Annotated in this window: 16 protein-coding genes; 15 read left to right on the forward strand and 1 reads right to left on the reverse strand. The window is 45.9% G+C overall.

Annotated features, from left to right (window positions below; genetic code table 11):
• From VFW36_RS07460 to VFW36_RS07500, 9 genes are all read left to right on the forward strand, one after another.
• Nucleotides 1-409 (forward strand): methyl-accepting chemotaxis protein (locus VFW36_RS07460; RefSeq protein ID WP_329658183.1); only part of this gene is annotated, 409 nt, incomplete at its 5' end.
• Nucleotides 402-1226 (forward strand): protein-glutamate O-methyltransferase CheR, encoded by an 825-nt coding sequence (locus VFW36_RS07465; RefSeq protein WP_329658184.1) that lies wholly within the window; start codon nucleotides 402-404, stop codon nucleotides 1224-1226. The genes VFW36_RS07460 and VFW36_RS07465, both read left to right, overlap by 8 nt.
• A gap of 10 nt (nucleotides 1227-1236) precedes the next feature.
• Nucleotides 1237-2610 carry a PAS domain-containing protein gene (locus VFW36_RS07470; RefSeq protein ID WP_329658185.1) on the forward strand — a complete coding sequence of 458 codons (1374 nt, stop codon included), beginning with the start codon at nucleotides 1237-1239 and terminating at the stop codon, nucleotides 2608-2610.
• 6 nt (nucleotides 2611-2616) lie between these two features.
• Nucleotides 2617-3423 carry a HAMP domain-containing sensor histidine kinase gene (locus VFW36_RS07475; protein WP_329658186.1) on the forward strand — a complete coding sequence of 269 codons (807 nt, stop codon included), beginning with the start codon at nucleotides 2617-2619 and terminating at the stop codon, nucleotides 3421-3423.
• Nucleotides 3423-3899 (forward strand): chemotaxis protein CheD, encoded by a 477-nt coding sequence (locus tag VFW36_RS07480; RefSeq protein WP_329658187.1) that lies wholly within the window; start codon nucleotides 3423-3425, stop codon nucleotides 3897-3899. Before VFW36_RS07475 ends, VFW36_RS07480 begins: the two co-directional genes overlap by 1 nt.
• Nucleotides 3900-3907: 8 nt before the next feature.
• Entirely contained in the window at nucleotides 3908-4933 is a 1026-nt protein-coding gene (locus VFW36_RS07485) for a chemotaxis response regulator protein-glutamate methylesterase (RefSeq protein ID WP_329658188.1), read from the forward strand.
• A gap of 115 nt (nucleotides 4934-5048) precedes the next feature.
• Nucleotides 5049-6929: an HD domain-containing phosphohydrolase gene (locus VFW36_RS07490; protein ID WP_329658189.1), complete on the forward strand. Its 1881-nt coding sequence runs from the start codon at nucleotides 5049-5051 to the stop codon at nucleotides 6927-6929.
• A gap of 24 nt (nucleotides 6930-6953) precedes the next feature.
• Nucleotides 6954-7151, forward strand: a complete 198-nt coding sequence (locus VFW36_RS07495; protein ID WP_329658190.1) for a hypothetical protein — start codon at nucleotides 6954-6956, stop codon at nucleotides 7149-7151.
• A 256-nt stretch (nucleotides 7152-7407) separates the two neighbouring features.
• The gene (locus VFW36_RS07500; RefSeq protein WP_329658191.1) at nucleotides 7408-7809 is read left to right on the forward strand and encodes a hypothetical protein; all 402 of its coding nucleotides are present in this window, start codon (nucleotides 7408-7410) and stop codon (nucleotides 7807-7809) included.
• Here VFW36_RS07500 and VFW36_RS07505 read toward each other — a convergent pair.
• Nucleotides 7806-8669, reverse strand: coding sequence for a hypothetical protein (locus tag VFW36_RS07505; RefSeq protein WP_329658192.1), 864 nt, complete (start codon nucleotides 8667-8669; stop codon nucleotides 7806-7808). The genes VFW36_RS07500 and VFW36_RS07505 overlap by 4 nt on opposite strands.
• Nucleotides 8670-8764: 95 nt before the next feature.
• Here VFW36_RS07505 and VFW36_RS07510 point away from each other — a divergent pair, with 95 nt between their 5' ends.
• The 6 genes from VFW36_RS07510 to VFW36_RS07535 are packed head-to-tail and all read left to right on the forward strand — an operon-like array spanning nucleotide 8765 to nucleotide 12569.
• A complete protein-coding gene (locus tag VFW36_RS07510; RefSeq protein ID WP_329658193.1) occupies nucleotides 8765-9094 on the forward strand; it encodes a nitrogen fixation protein NifQ in 330 nt (109 codons plus the stop codon).
• Nucleotides 9091-10104 carry a MoxR family ATPase gene (locus tag VFW36_RS07515; RefSeq protein WP_329658194.1) on the forward strand — a complete coding sequence of 338 codons (1014 nt, stop codon included), beginning with the start codon at nucleotides 9091-9093 and terminating at the stop codon, nucleotides 10102-10104. The genes VFW36_RS07510 and VFW36_RS07515 overlap by 4 nt, the downstream gene beginning before the upstream one ends.
• Nucleotides 10085-11236, forward strand: a complete 1152-nt coding sequence (locus VFW36_RS07520) for a DUF2201 family putative metallopeptidase (protein WP_329658195.1) — start codon at nucleotides 10085-10087, stop codon at nucleotides 11234-11236. The genes VFW36_RS07515 and VFW36_RS07520 overlap by 20 nt, the downstream gene beginning before the upstream one ends.
• Nucleotides 11205-11918 (forward strand): hypothetical protein, encoded by a 714-nt coding sequence (locus VFW36_RS07525; RefSeq protein ID WP_329658196.1) that lies wholly within the window; start codon nucleotides 11205-11207, stop codon nucleotides 11916-11918. The genes VFW36_RS07520 and VFW36_RS07525 overlap by 32 nt, the downstream gene beginning before the upstream one ends.
• The gene (locus VFW36_RS07530; protein ID WP_329658197.1) at nucleotides 11911-12153 is read left to right on the forward strand and encodes a hypothetical protein; all 243 of its coding nucleotides are present in this window, start codon (nucleotides 11911-11913) and stop codon (nucleotides 12151-12153) included. The genes VFW36_RS07525 and VFW36_RS07530 overlap by 8 nt, the downstream gene beginning before the upstream one ends.
• Nucleotides 12153-12569 carry an ArsC/Spx/MgsR family protein gene (locus VFW36_RS07535; RefSeq protein ID WP_329658198.1) on the forward strand — a complete coding sequence of 139 codons (417 nt, stop codon included), beginning with the start codon at nucleotides 12153-12155 and terminating at the stop codon, nucleotides 12567-12569. Before VFW36_RS07530 ends, VFW36_RS07535 begins: the two co-directional genes overlap by 1 nt.
• The last annotated feature ends 8 nt before the right edge of the window (nucleotides 12570-12577 follow it).

The raw sequence follows: 12577 nt of genomic DNA on the forward strand, positions 1-12577 counted from the left end.
GGCGGCAAAAGAGACGTCGGATATTATCGAAGAAGTCGTCGGACAGATCAAAGAAGGTAACGAGATTGCTCACGCAACTCATACGGCGTTCCAAGACATCGTCGAGCAAAGTAAAAAAGTATCGGATTTGATCGGAGAGATTGCTACCGCAGGACGCGAACAATCAGAGGGTATGACACAAATCAACCAAGCGATGGGACAAGTAGACCAAGTAACCCAACAAGTAGCGGCTAACTCAGAAGAGGCGGCAGCGGCGGCAGAAGAGCTAAACGCACAAGCCACCTCGATGATGGAGACCGTTCGTATCCTCGCCGCGATGGTCGGTATGGAAAACGATACATCCGCTGCTCATGCACCAAAAAAGATGCAGTTGAAACAGTTGCCATCAGGATCATCATACCATGCGTGAAATCGAGCTTAGAGCGGAAGAGTTCGAGCTTTTCCGTCGTTATGTGTATGAGCGAGTCGGTATCTCGTTATCGATGCAAAAAACCACCCTTATCAAAGGGCGGTTGAACAAACGGCTCAATCAGTTGAATCTCACCAGCTTTCGCGAGTATTACGATTTCTTGGTTTCTGATGAGAGCGGAGAAGAACTCTCACTGTTTGTGAGCGCCATTTCGACCAATGTTACCTCATTTTTCCGTGAAAGTGCCCAATGGACATGGCTGGAGAGTTATTTGCCCGCACTGGTCGCTTCCAAAAAAGAGAAAAAACTCCGTATTTGGTCGGCAGGGTGCTCGAGCGGGGAAGAACCGTATACGATTTTGATGTTTTTACAGCACCATTTGCGCGATTTCGAGGAGTGGGACATCAAAATCCTAGCGACCGACATCTCGTCCAAAGTGCTCGCCAAAGCGATCAAAGGGCATTATGAAGCAAAAAATGTGGAGGCTCTCCCCAAAGAGATCGTCCATCGAGCATTCGACAAAATACGGACGGAGAATGGGATAAATTATCAAATAGCACCCCATTTGCAAGAAAAAGTGATGTTTCGTCTCTATAACCTAGTGACTGATCCGTTTTTTTTCAAAAACCGTTTTGACATGATTTTTTGCCGTAACGTGATGATCTATTTTGATGATCCGACCCGACATGATCTAATCGGGCGATTTACGACCCTATTGCCCAAAGGTGCACCTCTATTTTTAGGGAGTTCCGAATCATTGACGAGTCATCGAGAGACATTAAAACTCTTAGGCTCGTCTATTTACCAGCGACTATAAAGGATCCCAAGTGGAGATTACACAACACACGTTGTCTCAGAAAGAGGCCAAATTTGATGCGAGTGAGCTATTTTTCTCGATCACCTCACCGGATAGTACAATCCTATCGGGTAATGAAGTATTTTTCCGTATCAGCGGCTATTCCAGAGAAGAGACCATCGGACGTTACCATAATGTCGTCCGCCATAGCGATATGCCGCGTGTTTTTTTTAAAATATTATGGGACTATGCCGGCGCGGGAAAACCGATCGCGGGATATGTCAAAAACCGTACGAAAGAGGGGGATTATTACTGGGTATTTGCGGCACTTTTTCCCCTCAAAGATCGAATCGTATCGATTCGGATAAAACCGACGGGTCCTTTGCTCACTGCTGCGCAAGAGCTTTATCCGATCCTCCTCGATGCCGAGCGTCGCGGGGGGATGGAAGAGAGCGGAGCGATGATTGCCCCGATTTTAAACACTCTGGGCTATCAGAACTATGAGGAGTTTATGTCCGATGCATTGTTGCATGAGCTAAAAGGGCGTCAAAGACTCGTCTCATCGGAAGGGATGCATGTGAGCGACGCTTCCCTCTCACCGATACGCCAACGTCTGGCGGCAGTATATCGCTACACCGAAGATTTGATGGTGAAATACGACAGTTGGTTTGAAAAAATCGATATGTTCAATCACGTCAAATCGGTTTTTGAAGAGAAAAGTCTCATCTTACGTCAGGTTGCTCGTGAGGTCGTTTTCCTCTCGCTCAATGCCTCCGTATCGTCGTATAAAGTGGAACACGGTGGGGAGACATTCGCTATTTTAGCCCGCGATGTTCGCACCAATGCCAAAGAGAATGATGAGTTGATCGAAAAAATTGACGTTTTGGTTCATGAACTCTCAGATTCGTTGAATGCGATGATCTTTTCGGTTTCGGGGGTACGGTTGCAGAGCGAAATGCTCAACTACTTTATCCGCGAGCTGATGTGTGAAAACTGCAAAGTTGAGCACCACGAAATCGAAAGCAACATGGATACGTTGATCACCCTCGTGAGCGAATACGCTCATAAAACCGATTCACTGCAACGGTTGATCGATCAGCAGATGCGCGACGTACTCAAAAACCTCGATCAGCTCGAACAGCAGATGATGTATTTGGGCTATATCCAAGTATACGGTATCATCGAAGCGGCAGGAAGTCAAAATGAAACAGTAAGTTTTGAGGGGATCTTTTCCCAACTCAAAACACTGATCGCCAAAACATCGCAAGAACTCGAAGCGATGCAGAAATTTGGTGGTAATTTTAGTGCTGAAAATCGGCTTTTAATGGGACAATCCGTATCGATACAGCATCTATTGGATGCGTTATGTAACGAGATCAAGTCAATCAAACAAATGGAGAGATAAGCGATCATGGAATCCGCAAAAGAACACGAAGAGGTAGAATTTTTAAGCCGAAAGATTTTAGACCTGAACAAACAACTCATCGAGAGTGAAAAGGCAAAATCACGATTTTTATCACTGGTCGCCAGTGAGCTTAACAACCCTATGACTGCTCTTTTGGGGTTGATTCCTCATCTTAAACCTTCTATCGATCAGGAGAAGATATTCCAAATGATTCATCAAGAGGCACTGAATCTCCATTTTTGTGTCGATAATCTCGTTAGCGCGGCAGAGATTGAGAGCGGGAATGTCGATATAGCATTTGCTACGCTCGATATAGGAGAGCTTCTTAACGAAGTTATAGCGGAATTAGTGTATCTGACCAAAGAGCGAAACATTATCATCAGTATCCATAACAAGATTGATTTTACGATTGTTTCCGATCCGAGAAAACTTGCCCTGATCTTGAAAAATCTCATCTCCAATGCGTGTCTGTACGGATTGCGCAACGGTATCGTCGATATTGCGATGGAACAGGTCGATGCACAACTGATCATTGCGGTGAACAATCAAGGAAATGGTCCCAAAGTGGAATTTAAACCGCAGGTATTTACTAGGTTCGCAGGCGGTCCTGAGGGAGATCACGGGATGGGGATCGGGCTTAGCATTGTCAGAGAGCTGTGCGAACAATTGGGTGGATCGATCGATTACACCGTGAGTCAGGAATGGGTTACCTTTACGGCTACTCTCCCTTTGGAAGCATCGGTATCCGAATCGGATGCGTGCGGTGCAAACGAATTTTTATTTGATTCGTTTGACGGAGCAGTAGAACTCTGATGATACAGGGAACCTCTACGTTTATCCATGTCGGTCAGATTCATATCGATCATGCTCCAATGGCTATTTCAACGGTGTTAGGCTCATGTGTATCGGTATGTTTATATGATACAGAGCTAGGGATCGGCGGGATGAACCATTATCTCCTCCCGTTTTGGAACGGAAACGGCTTACAAACGCCTAAATTCGGCAATATTGCGATCCCTAAACTAATCGAATCGATGATGGCAAAAGGTTCATCTGCTAGAACCCTCGAAGCCAAAATCTTCGGCGGGGCGGCTATGAACAGCGGTGTCTGCGATGCGATGATGATCGGACAAAAAAATATTTTGGTTGCCAAAGAGATTTTAAAAGAGTATCGCATTGCAGTTGTCGCCGAAGATGTCGGCGGCAATCGCGGACGGAAAATTCAATTTGATTTAGAGCGGGGGAAAATACTGTTGAAATACGCAACCTCCTCTGAAAATAACGCCTAAGGATTATCATGGCTATACGGGTATTAATCGTCGATGACAGCGCAACCGCACGGGCGGTATTACACGATATATTAGACTCAGAACCCTCGATAGAGGTGGTAGGAACCGCGTCTGATGCCTATATCGCACGGGATAAAATCGTCGAACTTCGTCCCGATGTGGTGTGTTTGGATGTCGAGATGCCGCGCATGGACGGGATTACCTTTCTCAAACGTCTGATGCACTATATGCCTCTTCCGGTTGTGATGGTCTCATCCCTGACCCAATCGGGTGCCAAGACGACTTTGGCGGCTCTCGAAGCGGGAGCGGTCGATTTCGTCGCCAAACCCCACTCCCATATTTATGACGGCAAAGATGAGATGCGCGATGAGTTGATCGCCAAGATCAAATCGGCATCCAAAGCCAAAGTACGTCAACACATCCTCAGAGATCTGGGACAAGCCAATACCACTTCCCTCGCCGAAACCACCAACAAGATTTTAGCCATCGGAGCCTCGACTGGGGGGACGGAAGCGCTCAAAGATGTCTTGATGGGACTCCCTCGCAATGCCCCCGGAACGGTCATCGTCCAACACATGCCCGCCAACTTTACAGGTCCCTTCGCCGAGCGACTAAACTCACTGTGTGCGATGGAAGTTCGTGAAGCCAAAAACGGCGATTCGATCACACCGGGGGTCGTTTTAATCGCTCCGGGAGATTATCACATGGTTGTTCGCCGCTCAGGGGCACGATATTACGTCGAAATCGGAAGCGGTGACAAAATCTCAGGTCATCGTCCCTCCGCCGATGTTCTCCTAAACTCCGTCGCCAAAATCGCCGGAGCCAATGCTATCGGAGTGATCCTCACAGGGATGGGAGGTGATGGCGCACGAGGTCTGCTCGCAATGCGTAACGCCGGAGCTAAAACCCTCGGACAGGATGAAGCGAGCTGTGTCGTCTACGGTATGCCGAAAGTGGCATTTGAACTCGGTGCGGTGGAACGTCAGCTCCCTCTTTCTAAAATTGCTCAGGGGATTTTGGACTCTATAGCGTAGGAATAGTCACAATTAGAGCACTTTTTGCATGTATAAATATGACTAATATATGACTGAATGTTTTATACAATACAAAAATGTCGAATTCTATATATTTGCATAATAAAGAGAGTGTATGAAACTTCTGAACCATCTCTACCAGAATTGTGACGAATTGGGGCGTTTTTGTACGCTTCATGAAATGCAAAATGAGAAATCAGTATTGGTACAGATGTTCGGTTCAGAACAAAACAGTGAAACCCTTTATCGTATCCGTGATGAAGTGAGCGCTCTTTTACCTAATGCGTCATTGATTGCGACGACGAGTGCCGGAAATATCGATGGCGGTATGATCGTTGACGCTCAAGTGACCCTTTCGTTTTCTATTTTTGAACGTACCGATGTTAGCGTATCCTCTTATAAATCCCAAACGATCGAAACCATCATAGACGACCTCTCCTCCCATCACGTCAATGAGGATACGAAACTGTTGATCGTTTTTACGAATACCTTTCGATTTGATTCAGAGAATTTTATAGACTCTTTGGCGGAACGGTTTCCTTATTGCAGAGTTGCAGGGGGAAATGCGGGAGATGATTTTCGTTTTGCGGGGTGTGAGGTTTTCTCATCTGATGCTGAAGATGGTGATGTTGTTATCGCAATCCTTTCGTCTAAATGCCTTCAGGTAAAGAACGAGTATCTTTTAAATATTCAAACTATCGGTCAAGAGATGCGGGTAACAAAATCCATAGGGAATGAAGTGATTGAAATCAATCACCAAAGTCCGCTAAGCATTTATTCGTATTATCTCGGAGCGGATGTCGCCGATAATCTTTTGTCATACGGAATGGAATTTCCTCTCATATGTAAAGTGGGAGATGTCGATGTTGCCAGAGCACCTGTCGCGGTCGATAAAGAACGCGGTTCGATTACTTTCGCGGGGAGTATTCCCATGGGGAGTATTGTGAAATTTGGATATGTAAATATTGAACATATCGAACAGCACAATCATAGGACGCTTGCCCAAAAGTTTACACATAAAAAAGAGGCGATTTATGTCTACAGCTGCGCGGCACGACGGCAGATACTAGGGCAATACCTCAAAGACGAGATAGCCCTTTTGGAGCAAATCGTTCCGAGTGCGGGTTTTATCACCTATGGGGAGTTTTTCCACGATTCACAAAGTTGCCGCAATACCCTTTTGAATATCACCACGACGATGGTCGTATTGAGCGAGAACCCTCTCAGCGAGGCATTAACTATCCATCCGATACGAAGTGATAAAAATCAAAAAGAGGTCACGCTCAAAGCGCTCACGACTCTGATAACCAAGACGGTAGGTGAACTCCAAGAGTATAAACAAGTATTAAAACACGATCTCGATACTGCCAGTAAAAATCTTGTTAGTCTCAACCAAGAGATCGTCAATACTCAACGAGAAGTTATATTGACACTGGGGGCTATCGGTGAAACTCGTTCTCAAGAGACAGGGTTGCATGTAAAGCGAGTTGCTGAATACTCTTATCTGCTTGCCAAACTGATCGGCTTGAGCGAAGAGGAAGCGACACTGCTCAAAGAGGCATCCCCGATGCATGACATCGGTAAAGTGGGTATTCCGGATCATATTCTCAACAAACCGGGGAAATTCACCCCCGAAGAGTTTGAAATTATGAAAACCCATTCGGAACTCGGATACGAGATGTTAAAACACTCAGGAAGAGAGATATTAAAAGCATCGGCAGTCGTTGCCTATACCCATCATGAACGCTGGGACGGAAAGGGATACCCAAGAGGGTTGATCGGTGAAGAGATTCCGATCTACGGTCGTATTACGGCTGTTGCTGATGTATTTGATGCCTTGGGACATGATCGTATCTATAAAGCGGCATGGCCACTGGAGAAGATTTTAGAACTTTTTAAAGAGGAGCGGGGAAAACAGTTCGATCCGACCATGATCGATCTGTTTTTTGAACATTTGGATCAGTTCTTGGTGATTCGAGACCGGATGCAGGACTAAACAAATCAAACAATAGGATACATAATGGAAAACACACCCGCTCTATCAACCTTTGAATCGATCAATGAAGATATAAAAGCAGTTTTACGCGATTTGGATGAGCGTATTGCTGAACATCCTAGTTTTAAGTCTCAAAATACGAGTGACAATGACGAAGCCTTTCTGGAGATATTGGATAAATTATTAGAGGCACTATGTATTATCAAAGAGAGTCAAAAGTAGTGTTTTAATAGTCATATTTAGGTCAGAAATTTCGGGTGTTTTTATGACCGTTATAGACCCGATCTTACGCTACTATACCGTTAAATAAATAATTCTAAAGAAGCTATTTCTTGACTAAGCACCCATGGTAATCAATCAAAGCAACGACATTAAAAAACTTATCCTTTTAGCGATTGAAAAAAAGATAGGACATAATCTCATACATTTAGTATCGACACCTAATAATAGGGCGAGACTCACAATAGGGCATAACCGTGTGGTAAAAGATTTTGTGAATCAAACCGATGCATTACAGTGGCTAATTCATACTTACAATATCAAACATTTGAAACATACGGTGGTCTCTTCTCATCCCAAAGCAGTGGATCAAACATCAGAAGTGAGTAAGCCGCGTAAAATGGATGAGGCGGCAAAAACAATATTTGAAAAAATTTCGAGTGTTGATTATTACACCACGGAGATGTATCGCAGTATCTTAGGTGATTTGGATACACTAAAAATGAGTATGTCATTGAGCGAAAGCGAAGTGGGATATGTGATAGAGATAATAATGGATAAACTGCACAAATTATTAGACGAGACACTGGATCATGGGCGCTATCAAGTGTATAAAAAATATCATGATCAACTGCGAGACAAACGAAGATCGACTCTTTAATACCCCGTCAAGTTGTACCAAACGCGGTAGCGGATCAGCGTTTTTTGTTGAGGTCGCGGGTATTTAGCGTAGGCGAGTTCAATCACCTCTTTGGTAGTATCATCGAGGATCGAGAGCTGACTGTTTTTGAGAAAGTGCAGATCGGAGATGCTACCGTTGGGGTGGAGATAAAACTCGATCATATTGGTGTCATTGGTACGGATGTTATCAGGGATACGAGATTGCCCGTAGCGATCCAACACCGTTTGCGTTATCCGTCGCATCGCTTCTTGGTTATCGAGGATATATTTTTGCTCCCCCTCGGAAAGCTCATTAAACTTATCACCGTAAAGACGTTGGATACTGTCAGAGAGTTTGGTAGAACTTTTGACCTTTTCGTGTACGGAAGGGTCGGCTTTTGAGAGACTGTCGTGCAGATTGAACTCTTGTTTAGGGATAGGTTTTCGCTCAATATCGGCAACAATTTTCGCAACATGACGCTCGAACGCTTTTTTAGGTTCAGGTCTCGGTTCAGGTGTTATAGGAGGGGTCGGTTTAACTTCCGGCGGTGTCGGTTTAGGAGGTAGTGGCTTCGGTAGAGGCTGAGAGACTTTTACGAGCTGTTCTCCGCGCGGGATCGGGAGTGTCGGAGCTGTTTTGGGAATATCGTTTTTGACGATAGCCTCTTTGGTGACATTAGGGTTCTCTTTTATCGAGAGTCGGAACCGTTCTTCGTGAGGTTCGTTCGGTGCTTTAGCTTGGCTTGGCGGCGGTGTTGCGGGTTTAAACTGATCCAGTAAAATAAGCACGAGGATAATGATGAGGTGAACCAAAACGGCGATTATAAATGCGTAAAGAGAAAAAGATTTGGTTCGTTTCATGAGTGCGCATTTTACCTATATTTTCCTAATGAACGACATAGTTTTATCGCGTACAGAAATTGCATAATGGTATAAAACTCTCCAAGGAGAATGCAATGAGCGACCTAGACACTTTATGCCGAGAGATCGAGGGGTATCTGAAAAAGTACGCGGTAAATGATGAAGCACGGTATGTTATTGCTCCGCTCATCGCTAAAAAATCGTTGGAGATGAACCACCTTTATCAAGACCTCGGATTTAAAAACCGGATCGAAATGGGGCAGTTCATGACACGTCATTTTCCTCGCCTTGCCGAGCTCAAACCCAAAGATAAACTCTGGAAAAAATTCCTCTACGATGCGATTGGGAAAGTTGCCCCTGCGTGTGCGACTTGCAATGATCAAGAGCACTGCTTCACCTGCCTCATCGCAGAGGCGAGTGCGTGAAGACCCCATCGATTACGACTACCGAACTCTATACCCATCTTGATACCCTCATCGGTGCGGACATCCCCGTCTTTATCCACGGCTCTCCAGGGATCGGGAAATCGTATATCGTTGCCGAAGTGGCAAAAAAACATAAACTCGAGCTTGTTGATGTCCGATTATCGCAAATGGATCCCGTCGATTTACGCGGTGTCCCCGCCATACGGGATGAGCAGACGGTGTGGATGCCGCCCGTTTTTTTCCCGAAAGATCAAAACAGTGAGGGGATTTTGTTTCTGGATGAGCTTAACTCCGCTCCCCCCTCGGTACAAGCGGCGATTTATCAGTTGGTACTAAATCGTAAAATGGGTGAGTACGAACTACCTCAGGGTTGGCGGATTATCTGTGCGGGGAACCGTATTAGTGACCGTGGTGTCGTATTTCGACTACCGACACCGCTGGCGAATCGGATGGTGCATCTGAGTGTCGAGGCACGGTTTGAGGATTTTAAACTTTTTGCGATTCGAGAGGCTCTACACTCGTTTGTGATCGGATTTTTGGGATTTCGTCCCGATCTGCTCACCTCTGAGAGCGTGAGCGAGGATGACTCAAACCCCGCCTTTGCGACCCCACGCAGTTATCATATGCTCTCCAATGTCCTCAAAACCTCTGGCGATACCTCCCGCATCGCCCCCATCATCTACGGTTTGATCGGATACGGAGCGGGGATCGAATTTCTCTCGTATGTGAAAGTGTATGAAAAACTCCCCGATGTCGGAGCGATTTACCGAGGCGAATACCCCGCTATCGATAAAAGCGAACCGGCATTGCTCTATGCGCTCGTCTCGGCGATGGTGGAACTTTATCGCGGAGGAGACGAAGCGTCGAAACATCTGTTCGGTTTTGCCCAAATCTTGCCGACTGAGTTTGGGGTGATGTTGATCAAAGATGCCATCGTCAAAGACGCATCCTTAGCCGAATGTGCCGAGTTTGACGGATGGATTGAGCGCTATGGCGACTACATCCTTTAACGAGAGACTCGAAAAAATACGGGTTCAATTCCTCTTTGACCATCCGTTTTTAAGCGTATTGGCTCTCTCGATCCCCCATAAATACCAGAGCAATCCTCACATGCTTTTCGAGACCGACGGGGTGAATATCCGTGTCGATGAGACGAAAACCCTTGGGTATGATGATGCCCGTCTCAAATACCTTTACGCTCACGTACTGCTCCATATTCTTCTCAAACACCCTTTCAGAATGAAAGGGCGAGAAAAGCCGACATGGAATCGCAGTTGTGACATCGTGATCGGATTGTTACTCAGCGATTTTCAGCGTGTTGGAAATGCGGATGAAGAGGCGATGGTGATCGAGTCATTTCGCGACAAAAGTGTAGAGGAGGTGTACCATGCCCTCTACCGTGAGAGTGAAGAGGGTGAGGGGCAACAATCCGATGAAAATCCCAATCAGCAAAAAATGGACATCATCGAACATGAGGGGGATAGCGAGGCTGCGATGGAAGAGCTCGATGCTCTCATTATCCAAGCGATGGGGGCGGCGCGGAAGCAGGGAAATATCCCCGCATCGCTGTTGGAGATGTTCGACGAGATCACCAAACCCTCTATCGATCTGCATACGCTACTGCACACCTATATGTCGGAGAGTTTTTTCGATAAAGAGTCCGATTTCTCTCGCCCGAATCGTCGTTTTATCCATCAAGGGCTTTACTTGCCGGGATATCGTTATGATCGCAACCGTTTGAGTTTTTTTATTTTTCTTGATCGCTCGATGAGCATTAGGAGTGAAGTATTTGCAAGGTTTCTTGGGATTATCGACTCTATTGTTAGGATGAGTCACGATTTTGAGGTGAGTGTGATCCCTTTCGATGAGCGGGTCTATGTAGAAGAGAAAAAGAGCTACGATGCCCAAGGGATACTACCCGACATTCGGTTTGCCAAAGGGAACGGCGGGACGCAGTTTGGACCCGTTTTAGAGTATCTGAATTCCCATGCAGGGGAGAAGAACCTCGCGGTGATACTCAGTGATGGCTATTTTACAGTCGATAAAGCTCCCGCGATGCAGACCCTCTTTTTGCTGAGTGAAAAACAAAATTTGAAAAGGTTTGAACGTTATGGGGACGTCGTCTACTTTGACTTATCGTGAGCATATTGAGACTCTGAAAGAGGAGCTTGATGGGGAGCAAATCGGAGATGAAACCTATCTCAATCATCCCGATGATGAAGCGCGGCTGTTATGGGCATTTCATCGTCCTAGCGGTTCGCATCCGCACCAAGTTGGGGATCGTAACACCGAGGTGGCGATTATGGCATTTAATCACTCTCGGTTAGGGGCATTGGATCGGTTTACACGGCTTAACCCAGAGGTCATCGAAAACCCCGATCTTCGTCGTCATATCCGCAACCGTAGCCGAATGCTCTTTCGTGCATTGGTCGATAATGATTTTAGCGAACTGTTGGAGGTGTTGAGACTCTTTCCTGTGTTCATGGATCAAGCGTGCGATCAGATGGTTCATGGACGGATTTGGAATGAGAATTTTGCATCCGCGCTTCGGGCATCTCAGTTTTTAAGCCTTGCAGAGGATCATATAACCGATGGATTATGTGAGGGGGTATTACGGCGATTAAAACCGCTGAGCGGTTATAGCTTCGATGAAGCCAAAGCGCTTTTATCGGAATTGGTGTCTCAGGCACAGAAGTTGCATCAAGTGATTAAAGCGCATTACAGTGTGGAGTTTGAAACGTGGCTTTCGCGCGAAAAGCTCCATCCGCTTCAGACTATCGTACTGACAAAACAGATACATCAGTTAAAGGGTAATCATGAATGAATCAACACTACGGGTCATGCAGGCGATTTTTTCGCTGAGTGACGAGATCGAATATAATATCTACGAGGCGGTCGATATTGCCGAATACGCACAGATGGATACGGATGAGGTACGCACTATTATCAGCAATCTCTATGATGAAGGGTATTTGGGAGAGTGTATGACCGTAGGGGATGATGGATTCGATACCTTTTATCTCAATCGCAAAGGGCGCGCCCTCCTAGGGGTAGAGTAATGCTCAAACTCGTTGTCTTTTATGAAAAACCCTTTTGTGCCGCCAATGCCAAGCAAAAGCAGATACTCCGTCAAAGCGGATGCACTCTCATAGAGCGAAATCTTTTAGAGCACGGGTTGGATGCTGAAACCTTGCGCAGTTTTATGGGCGATTATGAGGTATCTGATTGGTTCAATCCTGCCGCCCCTGCGATCAAAAACGGTGAAATTTTTCCCGAAACGCTTAACGAAGTTGAGGCGATGGAACTGTTGATGTCTAATCCGATATTGATTCGTCGTCCGCTGATGATTATCGGTACGGAGAAGTTGTGCGGATTTGATGAGAAGAGAGTCTCTGAAATGTTGGATCGTTACGTTGAACCGATGCCTAAAATCAACTGTATGGAAAAAGGGTGTTTGGAGAAGAGGGGGGAGTAATAAAGAGT

Origin of the sequence: Sulfuricurvum sp. (assembly GCF_036279695.1) — a bacterium.
Classification (GTDB): domain Bacteria; phylum Campylobacterota; class Campylobacteria; order Campylobacterales; family Sulfurimonadaceae; genus Sulfuricurvum.